Origin of the sequence: Paenibacillus endophyticus (assembly GCF_014192395.1) — a bacterium.
Taxonomy (GTDB): Bacteria; Bacillota; Bacilli; order Paenibacillales; family Paenibacillaceae; genus Pristimantibacillus; species Pristimantibacillus endophyticus.
Map to the genome: position 1 here is coordinate 49829 of NZ_JACHXW010000006.1, position 24288 is coordinate 74116.

At 48.0% G+C, this 24288-nt stretch carries 16 protein-coding genes; 13 read left to right on the plus strand and 3 right to left on the minus strand.

The genetic code is table 11. The features are described from left to right. Window positions 1-99 precede the first annotated feature (99 nt). The 3 genes from FHS16_RS11790 to FHS16_RS11800 all read left to right on the plus strand — a co-directional run bounded on the left by FHS16_RS11790 (window position 100) and on the right by FHS16_RS11800 (window position 3533). On the plus strand, window positions 100-1218 hold the full coding sequence (locus FHS16_RS11790; RefSeq protein WP_183562234.1) for a sensor histidine kinase: 1119 nt from the start codon (window positions 100-102) through the stop codon (window positions 1216-1218). Between the two features lie 27 nt (window positions 1219-1245). Beyond that, the gene (locus tag FHS16_RS11795) at window positions 1246-1845 is read left to right on the plus strand and encodes a response regulator transcription factor (RefSeq protein WP_183562236.1); all 600 of its coding nucleotides are present in this window, start codon (window positions 1246-1248) and stop codon (window positions 1843-1845) included. A 245-nt stretch (window positions 1846-2090) separates the two neighbouring features. Then, window positions 2091-3533: a nicotinate phosphoribosyltransferase gene (locus tag FHS16_RS11800; protein ID WP_183562239.1), complete on the plus strand. Its 1443-nt coding sequence runs from the start codon at window positions 2091-2093 to the stop codon at window positions 3531-3533. Between the two features lie 363 nt (window positions 3534-3896). On the opposite strand, the gene FHS16_RS11805 is transcribed toward FHS16_RS11800, so the two are convergent. Beyond that, the gene (locus FHS16_RS11805; RefSeq protein ID WP_183562241.1) at window positions 3897-4754 is read right to left on the minus strand and encodes an SDR family NAD(P)-dependent oxidoreductase; all 858 of its coding nucleotides are present in this window, start codon (window positions 4752-4754) and stop codon (window positions 3897-3899) included. 175 nt (window positions 4755-4929) lie between these two features. Between FHS16_RS11805 and FHS16_RS11810 the strand changes: the two genes are divergently transcribed. Continuing rightward, window positions 4930-5418 carry a MerR family transcriptional regulator gene (locus FHS16_RS11810; RefSeq protein ID WP_183562243.1) on the plus strand — a complete coding sequence of 163 codons (489 nt, stop codon included), beginning with the start codon at window positions 4930-4932 and terminating at the stop codon, window positions 5416-5418. A gap of 968 nt (window positions 5419-6386) precedes the next feature. On the opposite strand, the gene FHS16_RS11815 is transcribed toward FHS16_RS11810, so the two are convergent. Continuing rightward, complete coding sequence (locus FHS16_RS11815; protein WP_183562245.1) at window positions 6387-6698, minus strand: hypothetical protein; 312 nt, start codon at window positions 6696-6698, stop codon at window positions 6387-6389. A 238-nt stretch (window positions 6699-6936) separates the two neighbouring features. On the opposite strand from FHS16_RS11815, the gene FHS16_RS11820 reads away from it, so the two are divergent. The 9 genes from FHS16_RS11820 to FHS16_RS11860 all read left to right on the plus strand — a co-directional run bounded on the left by FHS16_RS11820 (window position 6937) and on the right by FHS16_RS11860 (window position 23153). Next, the gene (locus FHS16_RS11820; RefSeq protein WP_183562247.1) at window positions 6937-7962 is read left to right on the plus strand and encodes an S-layer homology domain-containing protein; all 1026 of its coding nucleotides are present in this window, start codon (window positions 6937-6939) and stop codon (window positions 7960-7962) included. Window positions 7963-8267: 305 nt separating this feature from the next. Then, window positions 8268-9506, plus strand: coding sequence for an alpha-L-fucosidase (locus FHS16_RS11825; protein WP_183562249.1), 1239 nt, complete (start codon window positions 8268-8270; stop codon window positions 9504-9506). 412 nt (window positions 9507-9918) lie between these two features. Further along, window positions 9919-11304, plus strand: a complete 1386-nt coding sequence (locus FHS16_RS11830; RefSeq protein ID WP_376769668.1) for an alpha-L-fucosidase — start codon at window positions 9919-9921, stop codon at window positions 11302-11304. A gap of 158 nt (window positions 11305-11462) precedes the next feature. After that, window positions 11463-13676 carry a helix-turn-helix domain-containing protein gene (locus FHS16_RS11835; RefSeq protein ID WP_246431732.1) on the plus strand — a complete coding sequence of 738 codons (2214 nt, stop codon included), beginning with the start codon at window positions 11463-11465 and terminating at the stop codon, window positions 13674-13676. Between the two features lie 308 nt (window positions 13677-13984). Continuing rightward, window positions 13985-14953 (plus strand): ABC transporter permease, encoded by a 969-nt coding sequence (locus FHS16_RS11840; protein WP_183562255.1) that lies wholly within the window; start codon window positions 13985-13987, stop codon window positions 14951-14953. A gap of 12 nt (window positions 14954-14965) precedes the next feature. Further along, window positions 14966-15865: a carbohydrate ABC transporter permease gene (locus FHS16_RS11845; protein ID WP_183562257.1), complete on the plus strand. Its 900-nt coding sequence runs from the start codon at window positions 14966-14968 to the stop codon at window positions 15863-15865. Between the two features lie 109 nt (window positions 15866-15974). After that, the gene (locus FHS16_RS11850) at window positions 15975-17627 is read left to right on the plus strand and encodes a type 2 periplasmic-binding domain-containing protein (RefSeq protein ID WP_312890865.1); all 1653 of its coding nucleotides are present in this window, start codon (window positions 15975-15977) and stop codon (window positions 17625-17627) included. An 83-nt stretch (window positions 17628-17710) separates the two neighbouring features. Then, window positions 17711-20023, plus strand: a complete 2313-nt coding sequence (locus FHS16_RS11855; protein WP_183562259.1) for a glycoside hydrolase family 3 N-terminal domain-containing protein — start codon at window positions 17711-17713, stop codon at window positions 20021-20023. Beyond that, window positions 20016-23153, plus strand: a complete 3138-nt coding sequence (locus tag FHS16_RS11860; protein WP_183562261.1) for an alpha-mannosidase — start codon at window positions 20016-20018, stop codon at window positions 23151-23153. Before FHS16_RS11855 ends, FHS16_RS11860 begins: the two co-directional genes overlap by 8 nt. Window positions 23154-23385: 232 nt before the next feature. Here the strand turns inward: FHS16_RS11860 and FHS16_RS11865 are convergent, their stop codons facing one another. Continuing rightward, window positions 23386-24273: a tetratricopeptide repeat protein gene (locus FHS16_RS11865; protein WP_183562264.1), complete on the minus strand. Its 888-nt coding sequence runs from the start codon at window positions 24271-24273 to the stop codon at window positions 23386-23388. Between the last annotated feature and the right edge of the window lie 15 nt (window positions 24274-24288).

The following is a 24288-nucleotide window of genomic DNA, read 5'->3' on the forward strand; positions in this document are numbered from 1 at the left end:
GATAAGTAAAATAAATACGTGTTGTGATGTATGTGATAAAATGGTACTATGCTCGCTCCTTGCAGCTCGATTCGGCTTTAACACAAAGGATGAACGACGATGAACAAATGGTATCAAATCTTTCATAAAAATACAGGCTTGAGCCCGTATGTGTGGGTCGTATTCTGTATTTTGCCTTTCTATTTTATATTCCGCTCATCCACTCCTTATCAGGCTGTATCGGGCATCATTATGATTATTTTGTTTTTTATATGCTACCGGCTCTCCTTTGTATCCAAAGGCTGGCTCGTATATTTCTGGACGAGTGTGCAGATTGTCATATCGATTGCGATGACTTTGTTGTTCAGCTACGTCTATTTTTCGATTTTCTTAGCTTTTTTTATCGGGAATATTCAGAATAGGGCTGGATTTTTTACTTTGTATGCGATCCATATCGTCAGCACGTTCATTACGGTCAATTATGGCTTTGCTACACAAAACTCTTTGTTTTTCACGCAGTTTCCGTTTATTCTCATCAGCTTGATCGTGGTCATCCTGCTGCCTTTCAATACCTACAACAAAAACAAGCAAGGCCAGCTGGAAGGACAGCTTGAGGATGCCAACAAACGGATATCGGAGCTCGTCAAGCTGGAAGAAAGGCAACGGATCGCGCGCGATCTGCATGATACGCTCGGACAGAAGCTTTCCTTGATCGGCTTGAAAAGCGATTTAGCCGGGAAGCTGATGCTTAAAAACCCCGCTCAAGCGCAGGAGGAAATCAACGACGTTCGCCAGACGGCTAGAACCGCACTTAAGGAAGTTCGGGAAATGGTTACCCAAATGCGAGGCACGCGTATCGAAGACGAGATGTTTCGGATCAAGCAGATACTGAAAGCAGCCGAAATCGAATTTGAATTCGAAGGGAATATCAAGCTGGGCACGACGGATTTATTAACCGAGAATGTGCTCAGCATGTGCTTGAAGGAAGCTGTTACGAATGTAGTCAAACATAGCGAAGCCTCTACCTGTACCGTTACGATTCAGTCCTCACGCGCAGAACTGCTCCTCATGGTGAAGGACAATGGGGTAGGTATTCCCGAATCGGCCCGCAACTACGGTGGGCATGGTCTTCAAGGCATGAAGGAACGTTTGGAATTCGTGAACGGCAGCTTGGATATCGTTAACGAAGACGGTGCAACGCTAGTCATTAAAATACCTAATGTGATTAAACAAATCTAATGCAATTGGAGAGAGGGGATGGAGGGTATGATTAGAATCGTCATTGCTGAGGATCAACGCATGCTGCTTGGCGCTCTCGCTTCCTTGCTTGATTTGGAAGAGGATATGAAGGTCGTCGGAAGAGCGAGTAATGGTGAGGATGCTGTCAACCTAGTCCATCAGCATAAACCGGATATTTGCATTATGGATATCGAGATGCCTGCCAAAACAGGGCTTGATGCCGCGGAGGAGCTGAAGGGGGAAGACTGCAAGGTAATCATTCTGACCACCTTTGCACGATCCGGCTATTTCGAACGTGCGCTCAAAGCGGGCGTGAGCGGGTACTTGCTAAAGGACAGCCCGAGCGAAGAGCTGGCTGATTCGATCCGCAGTGTCATGGCTGGCCGGCGCATCTTTGCATCTGAGCTGGTTGACGAAGCCTACGGCCAAGAAAACCCTTTAACGGAACGCGAGAAGGAAGTGCTTGTTCTTGTAGCCGATGGCAAGAATACGAAAGAAATAGCCAGTGAGCTGTTTATCACAACGGGAACGGTACGCAACTATATCTCCGTCATTCTAGACAAGCTCGACGTAAGCAACCGCATTGAGGCAATTACCCGCTTCAAGGAGAAGGGCTGGTTCAAATAACAAGCCTAATCGCAAGAGCAGGCAAGCGATTTCGCGCTATTGAGAGGAGCCATCCAATCTCAGCAGCGCTATTTTTGTTTTAAATTTAGGAAATTATATCCTTAGGCTATCCATTCTCTATATATCTCGGAATGAAACGCGCCGCGCTCTAAAAGGGGACGGCTATTGCCGTTTCTTCTTGTATACAGGTACAAGAGTGAAAGGAATGGGTATTGGAAAGAATAATAGGGAAGGGAGAGATGGGGATGAGCGATACGAATTTAACACTTCATACCGATAAATACCAAATTAATATGATGTATGCACACTGGCTCCAGGGGAGCTTGAACGAGAGAGCGGTATTTGAAGCCTATTTCCGCAAGCTCCCTTTTGGCAATGGCTTCGCTGTTTTTGCTGGGCTGGAAAGAATCGTATCTTATATCCGGGCGCTGTCGTTCGGAGAAGAAGAAATTACATATTTGCGTGCGCAAGAGGAAAATTATAAAGAGGAGTTTCTTGAGGAGCTAAGAAAATTTCGTTTCACCGGCAATCTCTATTCCGTTGAAGAAGGAACGCTTGTATTCGCGAATGAGCCGCTGCTTTGCGTGGAGGCACGCGTATTCGAAGCGCAGCTGGTAGAGACGGCAATCCTGAATATGATGAATTATCAGACCTTAATCGCAACGAAGGCTGCACGGATCAAGCAGGTTGCAGCGAATGATATTTTACTCGAGTTTGGCACAAGACGCGCGCAGGAGGCTGATGCTGCCATTTGGGGAGCAAGAGCCTCCTACATAGCGGGCTTCCATGCCACCTCGAATATGCGTGCGGGGATGATGTTTGGAATACCGGCCAAAGGAACTCACGCCCATTCCTGGGTGCAGGGCCATGACTCGGAGGTAGAGGCGTTCCGTGCGTATGCGGAGTCGCTTCCTGATCATGTAACCTTGCTAGTAGATACCTATAATACGCTCAAAAGCGGTGTTCCTAGCGCGATCCAAATCGCAAGGGAGCTGGAGAAGCAAGGAAAGCGAATGAATGCGATTCGCCTTGATAGCGGGGACCTTGCGTATTTATCGCAGATGGCTAGGAAGATGCTGGATGAAGCCGGTTTTCCTTATGTGCAAATCGTGGCATCCAATGACCTTGATGAGGGCATTATCTCGAATTTAAAGTCGCAAGGAGCCAAGATCGATGTCTGGGGTGTAGGTACCAAGCTCATTACCGCAGCAGACCAGCCATCGCTCGGAGGCGTATACAAGCTTGTCGCGCGCGAGAAAAACGGCGGCTATGAACCGGTAATCAAAATATCAGCGAACCCGGAGAAGGTGTCAACGCCAGGCTTCAAATCGCTTTACCGGATCATTAACAAGGAGACGGGCAAAGCGGAGGCGGATTATATTGCGCTGAAGGATGAACAGCATATCGCAAAGGGAGAGCGAATTAAGCTCTTTGATCCGATTCACCCTTATATTCATAAATATATTGAGCATTATGAGGCGCTTCCGTTATTAAAACCGATCTTTATTGACGGAGAACTTGCATACGAGCTGCCGGGCTTGGAGCAAATTAGAGATTATCATCTCAAACAATTCGAATGGTTTTGGCCGCAATATTTGCGCAAGCTGAATGCGGAGGCTTACCGGGTTAATCTGAGCGAAGCATTGTGGGAGCTGAAACGTGAGCTTATACAGCAGCATCAGCTGTAGTGATGCAAAAAGAACGTAGAAAGAGGTCTTCCTGAGTTAGAGTATATTCAATGGAATAAAAGTCTTACTAAATTTAAAGCGGTCTTTCATTCAGATGGGATTGTTGGCGACTATAACTATAGATACAGTATTGAAGCTGAGATGACTAAGAAGGTTAATGATTGGTCTATTCCTTCATCTAATTATTTCGATGGTACAAGGATATATTATCCTTAATCATTACCTGGTCAACCGCTAGCCTAGTCATTAGTGGATAGGCATTAAACTAATGGAGAACTATAGCTCCATAATCACCAGGACGAGGCTGCCGACATAAATCGGCAGCCTTGTTGAGCTAAAGGGCAGGTTAATACAGCCGTAAGTTTAAATATTACGTTGCAAAAATTCGTGTTCATAAATCGCTTGAATTCTTTCCAAAACGTTCCGCGCCTGGTCTTTAAATTTTAATCCCGCAACCTGACCTTTCAGCAAATACACGCCAGTTTTATTCCGGTGTTCCCCGAGAGCCCCTTCATACAGCTTGTTGGCGCCGTGAGTAGGCGGTGAGAAAAATAGCTTCATTAATACTCCAACCAAAAAGGGCAGTCCGGATTGTTTCCCTTTTCTTAGCGTATTGTTGCTACCTGGGTCAACGCTGCGGATCTTGATGTCGTCCTTGGCAAGCTGCGTCGCGATGGCCTGAGTCCACAGCGAAAGAGCTAGTTTTGAGGTGGCGTAAGGACCAAGCAGCTTGCGGAAGGTTTTGGGACGTTCCAGGATATCGATAGTAAACTCTTTCGTAAATTTTAGCGCTGAAGATGAGGTGTTGATCACCGTTTTTAAGCGACCAATTTTCAGGAGTTCCTTCAACTCCATCAGAATAATATATGGAACGACCGTCAACAGCTCATAATGCTTCTCGCGCCCTTGTTTCGAATGGCTAAGCTTGGGAAAGGACCCTCCGGCGTTATTGAACAAAATATCGATCCGCTGCTCCTTGCTTTTGATCTCTTCCAAAGTACGTCTCAAGCTGGCATAATCGGCAAGATCATCTGTTTTATAAATTCGAAGCGATCCACTCTTGACCGCATGTTGGATGCTCATATCGTCTGTCGGAAAGTCGGAACGGTTCAAAGCAACCACCTGCCAGTCCTCCGACAGCAATTTCCGGGTTAATTCCAACCCGATCCCGGCGCTTGCGCCTGTAATCAATGCAATATGTTCACTTGGGTTCTTGTTCATTGTGCATCTCCTCCTGATATCGGGATATTTACCCTGATAGCGTATATTCTATAAGTTGAAGTCGACTCCAAGTCAAGGCGCGAAAACAAAGTTTATTCCTAAGGATAAAAGACTTGACTTGGAGCCAGCTCCAAGATGTATAATGCACAAAAAACAATCTCCGGGAGGGAACAGGATGAAGGAAGAGCAATCCTATACGATAAAGCAAACCGCTGAGCAAACCGGAATTACTGAGGATACGATCCGTTATTACGAAAAGATCGCGCTGCTACCTCGTGCAGAGCGGAAGGACAACGGGCACCGCATCTACCGACAGGAGGATATCAATACGATCCAGCTGATAGCATGCCTGAAAAAAACGGGGATGCCGCTAGAGGAAATGCGGCCTTTTTTGGCAGTCTCCGCCGATACAGATCCCGCGGAATATCCCGAACTGGTGGAACTTTTAACGAGCCACCGGAAAAATATTCTCAGCCAAATCGCCTCGTTGCAGCAGGTCGTCGATTTTATCGACATGAAGTTGGAGGAGGGGAGATACCGATGGGACTGCTCGGATGTAGATCTAGACGGCTTATTAGAGAAAAGGATGGGAGAACCGAAACCAAAGTCCGTCTCTCCCGTTGAGATGAGTTATTTTTCCGTGTCGGCCAAAGCGGGCAGATAAGCTCGCAATAAGCGGCTGCTTCCTCGCATAAACTGCTGCAGTCCGTTGCGCTAACGAGGAACGTTAGTTAAACTCACCATGGAGCAGTTGCAGTCTGCAACTGCTCCATTTTTTCATTTTGCTAACTGGCAGGTTAGCTCAGTGCCATTTTGTAAATTACAGATGTAACTTTCGTTATTAATAACGAGGAACGTCTTATAGGTTTTATAATAACTAATAAAAGAATACGAGGGATAAGTTGTGAATAAAAAAGGATATTTATTTGTTGTTTTATCTTTATCTTTAACATTATCGACCGTAACTGCCTGTGATTCAACAAGTTCAACTCAAAAGAATGCGTCTAATCCAAAGTCTGGTGTATTAGCAAGTCCGCAAATACAACCCTTACTATCTCTTTAAGCGACGAAGAGAATAAACCCTCGCACTATATTGCTTCTGGAGGCGCAACTGTACAGCAACCTTTTTCTGTAAATCCGGGATTTGTACATATAAAACTTCTAATGATGAACAATAGTAGCCATGAAGTCAATGTTAGTTTAACGCACTTAGATACTAGTAAACTGTATTTCGCTAGAACAATTGCTGCTGGGGAATATTTGGATTGAATAAATTTTATTGAAGGTTTCGAACAAGGCATGCTTATTGGAGGCTACCTACTTCAATGGAGTGGTGAAGGTTATTGTGTTGACGGTGAAGTATGGGGGTCAGCTGGTTCAGATCCGGACGATATTGTTCCATCATCTTATTGAACTTACGGAGAACGTTAGTTCAATGAAACAGCGACAGTCTTGGACTTTATTTTCTCGTCCTTGGCTGTCGCTGTTTCAATTCTGAGGTCAGTCTAAAACTTACTTTATGAAGTCTGACGATATTACAATCGATAATACGCTTGAAATAAAGACATCCAGTCTAATACTTTATTATCTACCGACAGCTAAAGTGCGAATGCTCGGCTCGCTCAGATTTTTTCAAGAGCAGGAACCAGTCTCCTTGAACTCGACAATGACTCCTCCGCTTATTCCTTCGGATGAATAGCCAGCTTCTTCGCGCAGTTTTTTAGCCTCAGCTTCCGACACTTCAATTGCGACAGTCTTATGGGGAATCGAGCACCCATCCACGATAAGCTGACTATCCGAAGATTGAATTTCTATAGGATAAGCGTCTTCCTGCACGCTGGGCGGATAGATGTATACCCGATCGCCTTGAACGCTGATAAACTGGCTAGCCAACAAGTATATCCCTGTAATAATGCCGACGAAACCGATTAATCGGTATTTCACGAAAATTCCTCCTTCCGTGTTTCCAGTATACATATAATAAACGCAATTCATAACCAGAGGTTGCTGGCTGCCCCTTTTGATCGATAGCGATAGAAAGCCAAAGAAAGGCCAATATGAAATGAACACATCATCTTGCGATTACAAGAGGAGCATTGAAAATTGTCGAAAATGAAGGTATTTCCAGAAGGGCTGTAGAATGGTATATGAGTATCAATACCATATTCTCGGAGGTAACCAAATGAAAAGAACGAAGAAGGCTTTATTTGTAATGATGACCGTTTGTTTGATGTCACTGTCATTCATTATGCCGGCTGCAGCGGCAGAAGTTACAAAGGACAAGTACACCTATTCGGTATCCAAAAGCTTAGGCGAAGTGGATGAGGTCATCACGATTGAGGATTTAGGCGAGCTTTATGAGGATATGGAAGTAACATCGACGATTGTACCGGATAAAGCAGTGCTTACGTTTACGGCGAAAGCAACGACTAGTGCAGTCGTATTAGGCTACAGCCTAGAGAAGGGAATTCTCGTTTCCGAATCTCTTCCTTGGACGATAAAAGGCAAGAAAGAGCTTGTGAACAGCCTTGCAGCCAATACAACGGGAACGGTAGCCTTTGAATACGGCTTGCCGTATTATGAGTTGTTCCTATTTGATGAGACGACTGGTGACCAAACGAGTTATTTCTTCAAAATCGACAAAGGTAATGCTGTAGGCGACCAACCTGACGCATGGGCCAAAACAGAGGTAGATGCAGCTATTGCGGGCGGCCTCGTTCCAGAAGGACTGCAAAGCTACTATAAACAGCAAATCTCGCGTGCGGACTTCGCGAAGCTTATCGTTAATTTGCTTGAGGTTACGACTGGCAATACGATCGATGCGATTCTGGAAGAGAATGAAGTTAGCTTGAGCGATAACCCTTTCACGGATACGACGATCAAACAAGTCATCGCGGCTAATCTCATGGGAATCGTTAACGGTAAAGGAAACGGAAAGTTTGATCCTTACGGCAGTATCACAAGGCAAGAAGCGGCTGTTATGCTCACGAATACGGTGGATGTGTTCGGTTTTGACATCACTGGCGATGCGTCGACTTTTGCGGACAATAAGGAAATCGCCAGCTGGGCAAAGCCTAGCGTTGATTTTGTATTCACTTTTGGCGTAATGAACGGTACGGGCAGCAACAATTTCAGTCCAAAAGGAACGTACACACGCCAGCAGGCTTATGCGACCATTTTGCGTTTGAGCAATTTAATGGCTGAATAACCATTGCATGCCATTGAAGAGATGCTGTATGGTCTACATGACCGAACAGCATCTCTTTTTTTATGCCAAGATATACAGGCGGAAGTTCTCTTTATTCTCCATATAGTTCATGAATAGAAAATAGTGATGCCGTCTATTCGCTATTATCGATTGTTTAATGGGAGCAACTGCTGAAAATAGGGGAAAAGGATGAATATTTCCTGTTGTACCAGGTTCAAAAACGGATTATGGTCAAAGAAACCTAGGCAGTTGCAAGGTGATGAAAGCTTGTGTATGTCGACACGGCATAAATGGAGGGGATAAATATGGATGAACCGTATTTAGCGAAGCCAACGCAGCAGCAGCTGGCATGGCAGGACTACGAGCTGGGCATGTTTTGTCATTTTGGATTGAACACGTTTTGCAATCACGAATGGGGAGAAGGCAAGGATAGCCCTGAGGCGTTCAACCCGACTGAACTGGATGCAAGGCAATGGGCAAAGACGGCTAAGCAAGCGGGATTTCGCTATGTCATGCTTACTGCGAAGCATCATGACGGCTTCTGCTTATGGCCGACGAGGACGACCGCATACTCCGTCCAATCTAGCCCATGGAGGAATGGAGAAGGGGATGTCGTTCGCGAATGCTCGGAGGCTTGCCGGGAAGAGGGGCTGGGCTTCGGCATTTACTTATCGCCTTGGGATCGGCATGATCCGCGCTATCTGGATGAAGCAGCCTATGATGAGGTTTACTGCGAGCAGCTTACGGAGCTGCTCACAGGTTACGGTCCGCTCGTTGAAGTGTGGTTCGATGGCGCGGGCTCTGAAGGCAGGCAATACGACTGGCCACGCATCATGAGTCTTGTAAACAAGTACCAGCCTAATGCCATGGTATTCAATATGGGTGCGCCGACCGTACGCTGGGTAGGCAACGAGGAAGGTTTCGCTCCTTATCCTTGCTGGAATACGGCGGATGCGGCGCGAGTCAGCATGTACACGAATGATATGACGACATGGCTGCCGGAAACCCCGGATTGGGTACCGGCTGAATGTCCCGTTCCGATCCGGGGCAATCATTGGTTCTGGCATCCGAATGACGAGACGCCGCTCCGTTCACTGGAGGAGCTCATCGATATATATGAAAGATCCGTCGGCCACGGCGCTATGCTGCTGCTAAACGCAGCACCTGACGACAGGGGCTTGATTCCGGATGCGGAGGTCAAGCGGTTGTTGGAGCTGGGCAACGAAATCAAGCGAAGATATGGAACCCCCCTTGCGGTGAGCAGCGGCAGCCATTCGGTTTCGATTCGTTTGGAACAGGAGGCGGATATCCATCGCATCGTTCTGATGGAGCAAATTGAGCGGGGGGAACGGGTTAAGAGTTATATAGTGGAAGCGGAAAGCGGCGGCGAGTGGACGGTAATCGCGAGAGGCAGTGCGATCGGCCATAAGAAGATCGATCCGCTTCCTCAACCTGCTCTAACCTCACATATTCGCCTAACGATATTGGAAAGTGTGGGAATACCCCATATTCGTTCTTTTTCCATTTATAATACGAAAGATTAAGGCAGGCTTTTTTGCCATGACAGTGGACGTATGATTGGTCGTAATAAAGCGGTATTCATTCCGCGGATATAGGATGGAATCGGAGAAAAGGCCGCACTTTGTTATGCAAAGTACGGCTTTTTTTTGTGGAAAACCGTTGTTTTACAGCGCTTTCCGAAAAATGCAATCTTTTCGAAAATGACGTACTTTACAGCAGGCATCTTTACAAAGGATTAACGAAAAAAGTGAGTTTGTTGGAAAGATGGCAATTGCGGGCGCTGCGGCTTTTGTATTATACATGAAGGAAATCTATTGTAGTATACATGAAGGAAATCAGCAGCAGTCATAGGCTCGGCAAATAAATATACGCGCACTTAGAGGAGGAGCAGGCAAAATGAGCAATGGGCAAATACAGCAGCACGAGGAAAGCGTTATGGACGAAGCGGCATTGGAAGCAGCAGAGGTGGAAAATGGCGTACATAACTTCAGCGCGGAGGAAGAGTGGGTCAAGCCGGATAATCCGCTTATTCTGGAGCGTCTGGAATGGTTCAAGGATCAGAAGCTCGGCATTATGATGCATTGGGGGCCTTATTCGCAGCTGGGTCTCGTGGAATCATGGGCGCTTAGTGACGAGGACGGAGATTGGTCCCGTGACGGCATCGACTGGGGCGTGGACAGCGAGGAGCTGAAAAGGCAATATTTTGGACTGAACAAAACGTTTAATCCGGTCCGGCTGCAGCCGGAGGCATGGGCAGAGCTAGCCGCAGAGGGCGGCTTCAAATATTTGACCTTTACGACAAAGCATCATGACGGCTTCTGCATGTGGGACACCCATACGACGGATTACCGGAGTACCGGCCTCGAGACGCCGTTCCATACGCATAAGTACGCCGATATTTGCAAGCATGTATTCGATGCCTTCCGCAATAAGGGACTAGCTATCTCGGCTTACTTCTCCAAGGCCGATTGGCACACGCCTTATTATTGGGCGCCGGGCATGGAGCGGGGTACGCATACTTGGCGCGGTCCCTCGTATGATCCGAAGCAATATCCATGGCTTTGGGAGAAGTTCGTGCAGTTTACTCACGAGCAAATGATGGAGCTGCTGACCAAGTATGGACGCATTGACGTACTGTGGCTCGATGCCGGCTGGGTAAGGGATGGCGGCAGAGTGCCGCAGGATATTCGCTTGGGCGAATTGGTCGATCGCGCGCGCGAAACGCAGCCGTGGCTGCTCTCGGCAGATCGAACGGTCGGCGGCCCTTACGAGAATATCGTAACACCGGAGCAGACGATTCCGGACGGACCGATGAACGTACCATGGGAGAGCTGCATTACGCTTGGGACCTCGTTCTCGTTCCGATATGAGGACAAGTACAAATCCTTGCGCAAGGTGGTCCATATTCTGATGGAGGTCGTTGCCAAAGGCGGAAATCTTGCGCTCAATGTCGGCCCTCAGCCGGACGGAAGGCTTCCGGAAGGAGCGATTGCAACGATCAAGGAATTGGGCGGATGGATGAAAACCTACGGTGACGCTGTGTACGGCACAAGAATATGTACCCCTTATTTTACCGGCGGCTTTGCGTTCACCCGCAAGGAGAACAGCGTATTCGCCGCTTATTTGTACCCTTCCGAGGATACGGCAGTTGTAGAGCATGTCGTGATTCCATATACCGAGCCCGTGAACAGCGTCGAGCTGTTCGGTACCGATGAAAGCCTGCCGTTTGAACGAACGGAGGCTGGCCTTATCGTTCAGCTGCCGCCAAGCGAGTATGCTGGCAAGGCTCCTGTTGCACATATATTCCGGCTGCTTGCCTAATTAATCGGTTGCCCGACCATTCGACTGAGACTGACGTCCTCCTGCAGGCGTCAGTTTTTTGGATATCCAAAATAGGAAATGATGTATCTTGTCCTGCTCTTTTAGATAAGGTACGCTTATAGGTAAACAAGAGGAAGGTGATACAAGGGTTGAACAAAATGTGGTTTCGCCGTTTGTTGTTATCGTATCTACCGATCTTTTTTATCGTGACGATGATACTATTCGTCGTTTTTTTCCAAACCTTGAATGAACAAAATCGAAGAGAAGCGATAAAAGCCAATGATTTTTTGGCGCAGCAGGTCATTCTTTTTACGGATAATTCATTAAAGGCAATCGATTATCAGGTCGTAAGGGAAATATTGACGAATCCCGATATCAGCCATTTTTTTAGCAGAGACAGCATGGATGTGGCTGCTAATATTAAAGCGCTTAAAGTGATGGATGAATTGAAATTCAATTATCCGATTATTGATTCCATCTATTTCATGCGATTCAAAGATGAGTTTATATTTGGGGATGTTCCAAGAACATACGAGGATTTCCAGGATAAATCTTTTATTGAGAAATATGAAGAGCAAGAAAGCGGGGCAAAGTGGTCGGGAGAGCGGACGTATAAAGCATTTTCCGATTCCGACATCGACGCCGAGAACGTCATCAGCTTAGTACGAACAGCTCCATTCAATATGGGAGTGAAACAGGGCTATTTTGTCGTAAATGTCAGCTTATCCAAGCTGCAGGATACGGTCAGCCGGATGTATAACTCCGATATAAGCTTTGTCAGCATGATAGACGATGAAGGCCGCAATCTGCTTGGGGATGAAGTTGATCCATCGGCTACGGGTCCGGTTTTAGCCAATTATACGTCTCCTTACACAGGGTGGGAGATTAACAGCGGTATTTTGGACAAGAATGGCCTGAAGTTCGTGCTTACCTTTTACAATGTATGGGTCGTATTTGCGATTGCTGTCGTGGTGTTCGGTATTCTATGGGTTATTTACGTGACCAAACGGAACTATAAGCCGATTCAGCAGCTCGTATCACTCATTCAGACGTATTCGTCCAAGAGCGAAGGAGCGGGAGCGACGTCTGAAAGTGAATTTATTTTTATCCAAAACACGCTTGAGAACCTAATGAGCGAAACGAAGCAATTCCAGCAGCAGTACCGGGAAAAACTTATTTTGCAAAAAAAATATCATTTTCACCAGGTGCTTGAGGGTGCCGTTCAAATGACCGATGAAGCCTGGATTTCCGAGCTTCGCAGCTATGATTTGGACGTAAAGGGGAAAATATCGACGGTTCACGTCATTGAAATCGATGATTATTTCGCATTTCAGGCGATTTACAATGAAAGGGATCAATCGCTGCTGAAATTTACGCTATACAGCGTTATTCATGAGACGGCCAAAAATCTAGGCGTGACGGTATGGGCGGAATGGACGACCGATCGCCGCGTATCCTTTATCCTTTGGCTGCCGCAGGAAGCGAACGTGATGGAGAAAAACGATTATATCATTCAGGAGTGCCGGACCTGGATTGAGCAAAATGTCAGCTTCAATATTACGATTGGGCGCGGAGAGCCGGCGAATACGCTGGAAGAGCTGCGCGGCTCCTACGAGAAGGCGAACTATTGCTTGCAATACAAAGCGGTTCTCGGAAGCAACCGGATCATAGCTTTGGAGGATACCATAAGACCGCAGACCGAAATTCAAGAGTATTTCAAAACCATTTATTTGCTTTCGCAGTCACTGCGCCTTGCCGAGAATGAATGGCTGAAATATTTAAACTTGTTTTTCGACCAGATCAGGGATTCACTGCTGCCCCGCAAAGAAATCGAGAGCCTTCTGCAATTTTTCGTCCATCATTTGGAGGGCGAGGTGCTTGAGTTATCGAAGGAGTATCGCAATATTTGGCGGGCCGTTCATACCGATTTGCGCGAGTTGGCGATGCGATGGGATAATCTCGATGATTTGCAGCAGGGCTGCAGCAGCATTTTCGCTATGATGAACGAGAAGATGCAGATGCAGCGGGAATCGCATAGCAACAAGGCGCTTTTTATAGAGATAAGGACTTACATTGAAGAAAACTATGCGAACTCCGAGCTTTCACTTGATTTTCTGAGCAACAGGTTCCAGTTCAACTCCAAATATTTGAGCAAAATGTTTAAAGAGGAGTTCGGGGAAAATTTCGTCGATTTCCTCATTGGCCTCCGTATCGCTAACGCGAAGCAGATGCTCTCGAAAACACAAAAGCCGATGCAGGAAATTAGCAGCGAGGTTGGTTATTATAATTACAATTCCTTCAATCGTGCGTTCAAAAATGTCGTTGGTTTATCGCCGCGCGACTTTCGAAAGCAGCTTGGGGAAGGCAGTTAAGCAGTGGAGATTCATGAAGGGAAGAGCCTTGAGCGCGGTGTTCCGCATACTCGGGGCTCTTTTTTTTGATTGCCAAGAAAAGCGCGGAATGCTTAGGCACTCTAGGTTGGAGAATTATGAATGGTAGGTGAAAAATGCATGAAACGGCTTAACTAGCAGCAGATCTTGCTCATTTAGAAAAAGGTGAGGTGCAGGAATCTTACGAATTGATGAAGATTTCGTAAACGGGCTAGAATTGATTTGTGGGCAGGACATCATCGACAACGGCCATAATGGCTTCGTCACATTGCTGCAAAGGAGAGCTGCGAATGAATCATGTACAGGCGAACGCGTTAGAGAAAACGAAAATCCACAATCTGCGTTTCAAAAGAAAGCTGTCGGCATGGAAAAAAATAAAGAAGCATTGGGAATTGTACTTTTTGGTTCTTCTGCCAGTCCTCTATTTAATTATTTTTAAATATGTGCCGATGTTCGGCGTGCAGATCGCGTTTAAAGATTTTAACGTCATACAGGGCATTTGGGGCAGTCAATGGGTGGGGCTGAAGCACTTTGAAACGTTTTTCAATTCTCCAAACTTCTGGCTGATTATAAAAAACACGTTAGGCGTCAGCTTCTATTCGCTGCTTGCCGGCTTTCCGATTCCGATTATGCTGGCTCTTGCTTTGAATGAAGTACGTACGGGGAAATTCAAGAAGTCGGTGCAAATGGTGACTTACGCGCCGCATTTTATTTCTACCGTCGTGATGGTTTCCATTATCATGCTCATGCTTACCCCGCATGTCGGCGTCATAGACAGATTGTTTTCCTTCTTGGGCTGGGAAATGACCAACTTTATGGGCGTTCCGGAATTTTTCAAATCGATTTATGTATGGTCGGGGGTTTGGCAGGAAATGGGCTATGCCTCCATTATATATATTGCGGCGCTCGCCAGCGTCGATCCTTCCCTGTATGAGGCTGCAAGAGTAGACGGAGCCTCCAGATGGAAGAAAATCATTCATATTGATCTTCCATCGCTGATCCCGATTACAGTGATCATGCTTATTCTAAGTCTTGGAAACGTGATGGGCGTCGGCTTTGAGAAAATATATTTGATGCAGAACCCGCTCAACTTAAGCTCATCTGAGGTTATATCCACTTACGTGTATAAAGTGGGGCTCGTCGGGGCGAACTTCAGCTTCTCATCGGCGGTCGGCCTGTTCAATTCTGTGATTAATTTGATATTGCTGCTGCTCGTCAATTCCTTTGCAAAGAAAATATCGGAAACCAGCTTGTGGTAGGGAGGGATGAACATGATAGAATCCAAAAAAATAAAGGAATCGTTTGGAGATCGCATGTTTTTGTTAGCCATTTACATCTTTTTGGCACTGCTTATGTTAGCCGTCATGTATCCGCTCCTTTATATTATCAGCTCATCCTTCAGCTCGCCGAGAGCTGTCGTATCGGGACAAGTATGGCTGCTGCCCGTGGAGTTCAGCTTAAAGGCGTACAAGTCGATCTTCAACAGCTCGCAATTAATGTACGGTTATTACAATACCATCATCTATACGGTGTTCGGTACGCTAATCAATTTATTATTCACGATACTGCTTGCTTATCCGTTGTCGGTCAGAAGCTTTTACGGCCGAAGCCTGGTCATGATCCTGATGATGATTACGATGTTCTTCAGCGGAGGGCTCATACCTACCTATCTCCTAGTCAAAGATTTGGACATGCTGGACACACGCTGGGCGATGTGGCTGCCAGGCGCTTTCTCGGTATTCCAGGTCATCGTGGCGCGAACGTTTTTTCAATCCTCGATTCCGCATGAATTGTCCGAAGCGGCGCAAATTGACGGCTGCAGAGATTTGAGATACCTGGTCAGCATCGTGCTGCCGCTGTCAAAGCCGATTATCGCGGTAATGACCCTCATGTATGCGGTTGGCCACTGGAATGCGTACTTTGACGCTCTCATTTATTTGCGATCGGAGAAGCTGTTCCCGCTGCAATACGTGCTGCGAAATCTGCTTATTCTGAATGCGTCAGATCCGGAAATGCTGGCCAATACCGCCCAGCAGGCGCGGGTGCAAGGCTTCGAGCAGGTGCTGAAATACGCATTGATCGTCGTAGCTTCGGTCCCGGTGCTTATTATGTATCCATTCGTGCAAAAGCATTTCGTAAAAGGCGTCATGATCGGTTCATTGAAAGGTTGAGCGGGTTTTCATTTATACTAGGGAGGTGATGCGGCGAGTTCATGATGCGCGGCTGGAATTGTAAGCAAGAAGCGATAAGGATATTATTACCATTTTAGGAGGGGTCCATTTGAAAAAAACATTCTTCAGCATGCTTGCACTTGTATTAAGTGTGACATTAGTATTGTCAGCTTGCGGTAATAGCAATGAGGGCAATAATACGACTGCGAACACCGGAGACAAAAATACAACCGAAGAAGCAGGGCCGGTTTCGATGACATTTTTTGCTCCTCAAGGGAAAGCTCCCTTAGAAGACAACAGCTATACGAAGCACGTTGAGGAAAAATTCAATGTCAAAATAAAATGGGATCTCGCTCCTGCGGACGCGCTGACGGACCGCCGTCAATTGCTGCTTGCCAGCGGTGATTATCCGGAGGTTTTCCTTGAGGGTAAATTCTCGCATACGGATTTGCTCACCTACGGCAAGCAAGGCGTATTCCTTCCTTTGAACGATTTGATTGATCAATATGCTCCGAACATTAAAGCGATGATGGAGAAGAAACCGTATTTTAAAGACGCCATTACGGCAACGGACGGCAATATTTACGCTCTGCCGCGTCTTAATGAATGCTACCATTGTACCTTCTCGCAAAAGTTTTGGATCAACCAAGAGTGGCTCGATAAGGTAGGTTTGGCTGTTCCGACTACGACAGACGAGCTTTATGCGGTATTGAAGGCTTTCAAAGAAAAGGATCCGAACGGTAACGGCAAAGCCGATGAAATCCCGCTCACAGGCGCACCTAACAAAAACGTATGGAACGGCAACATCGACGCTTACTTAATGAATTCCTTCATCTATAACGATAATGGCAAGTATTTGACCTTGAACGATGGAAAGGTAGACTTTGCAGCGAACAAGGAAGGTTGGAAGCAAGGCTTAATTTACATGAATAAGCTGTACAAGGATGGTCTGATCGATCCAGCGGCATTTACCCAAAACGATCAAGCGATCGGTCAGCTTGGCAATCGCGAGGGTGACGAAATCGTAGGCTCGATTTCGACTGCGCTTGTTAGTTACCTGGTTAATCCATATGATGAGAAGCTTACCAGACATAAGCACTGGGTCATTGTACCGCCGCTCAAAGGACCAGACGGCGTGCAGCTGGCAGGCGCTTCGCAGGGCATTAGCGAATTCCAATTCGCTCTAACGAATAAAGCTTCCGAGGCACAGCAAATCGCTGCGATTAAAATGATGGATTATGCCTTCAGCGAGGAAGGAGCGATTAAGAGCGAATATGGCTCGGAAGAAGGAATTGGCTGGAAAACAGCAGAAGCCGACGAGAAGAATATTGACGGTCAAGCTGCCAAATACAGCTTTAAAGGAATTCCGGTAGCTGATCCGGACGCGATCCGCAATGACAGCTGGTCTTTGATGGGCCCGAAGGATTTGACGAAGGAATTCCGCGATCTGTTTGCCGTAGGACAGGATCCGCTCGCTCCTGACGGCTACGAAACGCGCCTTGCGCAAGCGACAAACGCATTCGCCCCTTATTCGCCAAAAGAGATTTACCCGTCCGGCGTCTTTATTCGTCCGGAGGACACGGATGCCGCATCGCAATTGACGACATCGATTCAAGATTATGTAACAACCAATATGGCTCAATTCATTATAGGCAGCAAAGACATCCAGAAGGATTGGGATGCTTACGTGAAAGGCTTTGACGGCTTGAATCTCGCTAAATATATTGAGATCTACGGCAACGCGATCAAAAAAGCAGAATAAGAAAATAGAATGGCTGGCAGGGAGTATAACCTTAGGGTATGCTTCCTGCTGCTATATACGGAGCATGATAAGGAGAGCAGGCAATGAGCTATAAGGATTCGTCATTCTCAATCCCGGAACGGGCAGGGCATTTGCTGAAGGAAATGACGCTACATGAGAAAATTGGCCAGCTGCTGCAACCGTTTGGCTGGAAAACATATGCGAAGGAAAATGGAAAAGTCGTACTGTCGGAAGACTTCCAAAAGCAGGTAAAGGAAGGCGGTATAGGCTCGTTATATGGCGTTCTGCGTGCCGATCCATGGACGGAGGTTACGCTTGAGAACGGCCTCTCGCCTGAAGAAGGGGCAAGGGCGATTAATGATATCCAGCGCTTTGTAATCGAAAACTCACGGCTTGGCATTCCGATTTTGTTTGGTGAGGAATGCTCGCATGGCCATATGGCAATAGGCGCGACCGTCTTCCCTGTGCCTTTATCCGTAGGAAGCGCCTGGAATGTTGATCTGTACCGCGAGATGTGCCGGGCCATTGCGCTGGAAACGAGAAGCCAAGGAGGGGCAGCGACGTACTCGCCGGTGCTAGACGTCGTGCGCGATCCACGTTGGGGCCGGACGGAGGAATGCTTCGCCGAAGATCCTTATTTGATCGGCGAGCTGGCGGTAGCGGCAGTGGAAGGGCTGCAAGGAGAAAGGCTGGATGCGGAGGGAAGCGTCATTGCGACGCTTAAGCATTTTGTCGCTTATGGCAGCTCAGAGGGTGGACGGAACGCGGGACCTGTCCATATGGGCATGCGCGAGCTGCATGAATCGGATTTGCTTCCATTCCGCAAGGGCGTGGCGGCAGGCGCTCTCTCCGTGATGACCGCCTATAACGAAATCGACGGCATTCCCTGTACCTCCAATGCTTATTTATTAAAGGAGCTGCTCCGCGGGCAGTGGGGCTTTGACGGCTTTGTCATAACGGACTGCGGCGCCATCAATATGCTGGCATGGGGACATGACGTAGCCGAGGATGGCGAGCATGCGGCGGCACTTGCTCTGAAAGCCGGCGTTGATATGGAAATGTCGGGCGAAATGTTCGCCAAGCATCTAGAGTCGGCGGTGCAGAATCGCTTGCTGGATGAAACGGTGCTGGATGATGCCGTTAGACGCGTATTAAGCATAAAGTTCAAGCTTGGACTTTTCGAGAATCCGTACGTTAATCCTGCTAGAGCGGCGGAGGTCATTGGCTGCTCCGAGCATGTCCGGCTTGCCCGGCAAATCGCGCAGGAGAGCATTGTGTTACTGAAAAATACTGACCAGACACTTCCTTTGAAGAAGGACATGCGCAAAGTTGCCGTTATCGGTCCTAATGCCGACCAGATGTACAATCAATTAGGCGATTATACCTCGCCTCAGCAGCGCAGCCAGATTGTTACGCTGCTGGACGGCATTCGCAATAAGCTGGGCAGTGGCGCGGACGAGCAGGTGCTGCATGCGCTCGGCTGCCGAATAAGAGGCGATGCCAGGGAAGGCTTCGAGCATGCGATCTCCTGCGCGGAACAGGCAGACGTTGTCATCATGGCAATCGGCGGCTCCAGCGCACGGGATTTCGGCGAAGGCACGATTGATTTGCGTACTGGCGCATCGGTGGTTACCGAGCATGCATGGAGCGACATGGAATGCGGCGAAGGGATTGACCGTGCTGGTCTGGGGCTGCTGGGCGTTCAGTTGGAGCTCGTTCAAGACATTTATAAATTAGGAAAGCCGGTCATCATCGTTTATATCAATGGTCGTCCGATCGTGGAGCCATGGATTGACGAGCATGCTCACGCCATTGTCGAAGCATGGTATCCTGGGCAGGAGGGAGGAAACGCGATTGCCGATATTTTATTCGGAGATGTGAATCCTTCGGGACGTCTGACGGTATCCATACCTAAGCATGTGGGCCAGCTGCCTGTTTATTACAACGGCAAGAGAAGCAGGGGCAAGCGGTATTTGGAGATGGACAACAAGCCGCAGTATCCGTTTGGCTATGGGCTTAGCTATACGGAATTCCGGTATGATCGCTTGCAGATCTCTCCGCAGCAAATCGGTCCCGGCGAAGAAGCAACCGTTCAAATCGAAGTGACGAATATTGGTCAGGCAGCGGGCTCGGAAGTCGTACAGCTATATGTAACGGATAAGATCAGCTCGGTAACGCGACCGAATAAGGAGCTGAAGGGTTTCCGTAAGGTGCACATCGCCCCTGGCGAGACAACGACGGTGACGTTCTCGATTGCGCGGGAGCACCTGCAGCTTATTAATCAAAGCTTTGAGCCTGTAGTAGAAGACGGTGAGTTTATCATAATGGTCGGAAAAAATGCCGAGGATTTCGTTAGCGGCAGCTTAATGGTAAAGGATGAGGGAAAACATGCATAGAATAAACCGCTTTTTGAAGAAGCTGGCAGGCATGCAGTGGAAGGAGGCAATCCCGCTTCCCAATTGGGAAATGAGGAAAGCGCGTTATATCGTGCCCGGCGTTTATGAATATGAGTCAGATGATTTCTTCGTCCAGACGATGGACCCTTTGAACAGCGCGCAGGGCGTGACTTATTTTTTGCGAAAGCAGCTTGAAATACCTTCTGCTTGGCTGGGGGATCCCATTGGATTGTTTGTAGAAGGCGGGGGCGAAGGGATGCTGAAGGTAAACGGCGTTCCGTATCATGGCTTAGACCGCAACCACATGTTTGTCCCGCTGCACATGGAGGGAGTCGGTTTGAATCCATTGATCGAAATCGAGCTGTATGACCCGATACCGGAGCCGGTCGATCCTTTGAACGCGCAGGCGACGATCGCTCCGCCTATAGCCTATATCCGTATCCAGCTGGTCCGCGTGAATAAACCGATGCAAAGCCTGATGTATGGCATGAAAGCAGTCTGTGAATCGGTATGGCTGCTGCCGGAACAGGATCTGAAAAGGCTGAGGCTCCAGGATGCTTTGTATGAAACGATGGATGAGACGGAGCGTCGGCTGGATAATGGGAGCCTAGACGGAGAGAGGCTGCATGGCTTGGAGGAAAGGCTTGCCAAGCAGGTCAAAGCGTTCGCGCCTGCGCAGGGTGTTAACGGCAAGATGCATATGGTTGGCCAGTCGCATATCGATGTTGCGTGGTTATGGCCCGTGCGGGAGACTGTTCGCAAGGTAAGCAGAACCTTCTCCACGATGAATACGCTGATGCAGGAATATCCGAATTTCGTTTATTCGCAGAGTCAGCCGCTGCTGTACGCTTTCGCAAAGGAGCATTATCCCGAGCTCTACGAGCAAATCAAGCTTCGAGTAGCCGAAGGCCGCTGGGAGCTAGTGGGCGGCATGTGGGTCGAGCCGGATTTGAACATTCCGAGCGGAGAGTCGCTTGTGCGGCAAATTTTGTACGGACAGCTCTTTTATAAAGAGGAATTCGGCAAAACGTCCAGTATCGAATGGCTGCCCGATACGTTTGGTTATTGCGCGTCGCTTCCACAGCTGTTGAAGCTGGCAGGCGTCGACTACTTTATGACAACCAAACTAAATTGGAATGACACCAATCGGTTTCCGTATGATCTATTCCACTGGGTCGGCATCGACGGCACGTCTGTCCTATCGTATTTGAATCATGGCTTGAACGAGCATACGAGGCCGAAGGACGTACATGAGCATTGGGAAGCATACCGGCACAAAGACAAGCTGGATGAGCTAATGCTGCTTTACGGGCATGGAGACGGCGGGGGCGGCGTGACGAGGGAAATGGTAGAGTTTACTCAGCGCTCCGAGATGATGGTCGAACTGCCAAGCAGTCATTTCAGCACGGCAGCCGAATTTTTCGAACGCGCCTGGGAGAAGCGGGATGACTTGCCGAAGTGGCATGGCGATTTATATTTGGAGCTGCACCGGGGCACCTATACGACGCATGCTCGCAATAAGCGGAGCAACCGAAAGGCGGAGGTTCTGTACCGGGAGGCGGAGATTTGGAGCAGCTTGGCTCGAGACGCCTTTCAGCCTGGCCAAGCAGAGCCGGTACAGGCGATGCTGCATGAGGGATGGAAGCTTATATTGCTGAACCAATTCCATGATATTATTCCAGGTACGGCTATTCCGGAAACGTATGTGACATCAGCTGAAGAGTACGAGCGGGTGTTCAAGCTTGGAGAAGCATGCCTGGAGCAATCGCTGACGGCTCTCACAAGGCGCATTCATGCGCAAGATGAAGGCAAGCCATATTTCGTATTCAATAGCTTGGGCTGGGATAGAAATGCTGTTGTATCGATCGAGCTGAATGGCGAACATAAGCAGCTCTCAGCATTCGATGAGGATGGAAATCTGCTGGACAGCAATCTTTTGCACCATTGCGGCAGCGCAACGCTGGATATTAGCGTGAAGAGCATTCCTGCCTTCGGTTATACAACGGTTTGGCTTAGGCCGGCGCCGTTAGCAGGAACGGAGGGCGTAACGGATCCGAGGGAGCTGGGCGATTCCTGGGAAACATCGCATTATGCGATCGCATTTAATGCCCAAGGAGAAATTATACGCTGGTTTGATAAGTCTGCGGGCCGCGAATTGATTCTGACCGGTGAGAAAGCGAATGAATTTCAGCTATTCTTCGATAAGCCCTTAATTTGGGATGCGTGGGATATCGACCCTAGATTCGAGGCGCAGCGCGCGGACTCCGTACAGCTGCTCAGCAAGGAGGTTGTCGTTCAAGGGAAAGCGCAGGACGTGCTTCGCTTTAAGTGGCAGATCGGCCAATCCTTCATCGAGCAGCATATTATTTTTTACCATGATAAGAAACGTGTCGATTTTAAAACCAATGTGGATTGGAAGGAAGAGCATAAGCTTCTGAAGGTTGCCTTTCCAGTCGACGTAGTAGCAAGCAAAGCTACTTATGAGATTCCGTTTGGCGCTTTGGAGAGGCCGACGCATACGAATACGAGCTGGGAGCAGGCCCAATATGAGGTTTGCGGTCATCGCTTTGCTGATTTATCCGAGGGCAATTACGGAGTAAGCTTACTGAATGATTGCAAATACGGCTATGACATTAAAGAAAGCACGATGAGGCTCTCTTTATTGCGTGCCCCAAGATGGCCGGATCTGACGGCGGACCAAGGAGATCATGTGTTTACCTATTCGCTATATCCGCATGAGCAGGATTGGCGCAGCGCCCATGTCCTGCGAAACGCGATGGAGCTTAATCATCCGGTGCGGGTAATGGAAGGCCATGTCGACGCCGCAGCCGAAACAAACGGGCGAAGTCAAGCAGGCGTACTGCCTTCGAGGCAACAACTGGTTCGGTTTGAGAGCAATCATGTCATTCTGGATACGATCAAGGCTGCCGAGCAGGGTGTAGGAACAATCTTTCGATTATATGAATCAACCGGCGCACGCGAGCAGATTGCGCTGCGGCTGCCGCTGGCCGCAAGGGAGGCGGCTGTCGTCAATTTATTGGAACAGGAGCTCTATCAGCTGGACATTCAAGATGGTGTCGTACAGCTGAGCTTCAAGCCTTTTGAAATTGTAAGCATTCGCGTGCAATAATCTGCTGCCAGCTTGATAACAAAATAGGATGAAACGAAGAAACATCGCTCCGCTTCCAACGATTGTTGGAAGCATGAGCGATGTTTTTCAACGTATAGGAAAGTATATGGGTTTTCTCCTACTTTCTCTATACGTTTCGCTGAAACGATGGCGTCTATTGAAAGGACGCCGTCAGGCGTTTCTCCTTAGATGAAGCCTTTATTTGGTTGCAGATGCTCTGCTCGGAAGCCGTTTATCGACGAAAGTTCCAACCGAACAGCTTAACATGCACCATTAAGCGTGTAATCCAATAGGTCGCATAATAGAGAACAATAAAGACAATGACCAGCGGCCTGAAGATAATCCAAAGCCCAATCCATATGACCAGCACCTGCCAAGGCTTCATCCGTTTCGCTAGACTGCTAGGGTATAAGAGAACACGGTAAAGCTTGTATGTCTTTTGGAGTCCTTCCATGTATTCCTTGCGTATTTGCTGATCATCGGGATCCAGCCGTATGGCATTCTTCAGCATGTTCAGGTAGTCATCATAATCGTTCCGTCTCTCTGCGGACCAAGCGAGGTAGAGATAAACAAGATCGGATTCGACTTCAAGGCGCAGCGCCTTGCTGGCGAGCAGCCTGGACTCGGGGAAATGACGAAGGAGCGCTTCATTATAGCTTAGATTTGCGAGATACAAAGCATTCTCGGGAGATATTTCAAGCGCCTTCAGCAATAGATCTCTCGCTTCTTCGAATTTGCTCGTCTTATTGCAAATATTGGCGCGCAGGAAAAAATAATGGGGCTCGTAGGGATCAATGCGCTGGCCTTCGACGATCGCCTCCATGGCAGATTTCCAATGCTCCATGGTGTAATAGGTGTTGCTTCGTACGAACCAAGCTAACGTATTCTCCGGATCATGCCGAAGCGATTGGCCAGCCCAATGGAGAGCCTGATCATATTGGTCCTGATGCAGGCAAATATGAGCGAGCAGCGCGATAGCGTTCGGGTCATCCGGCGTATCCTGTATAAGGGAGACGGCTAGCTTCCGAGCTTCCTCAAGCTTTTTCCATGCAATTAGCTGTTCGATTTGCTGATAACGCGTATTCTGAAGCTCTTCATCCCAGTTATCCATCCCAGTCATGTCCTCGCTCTATGG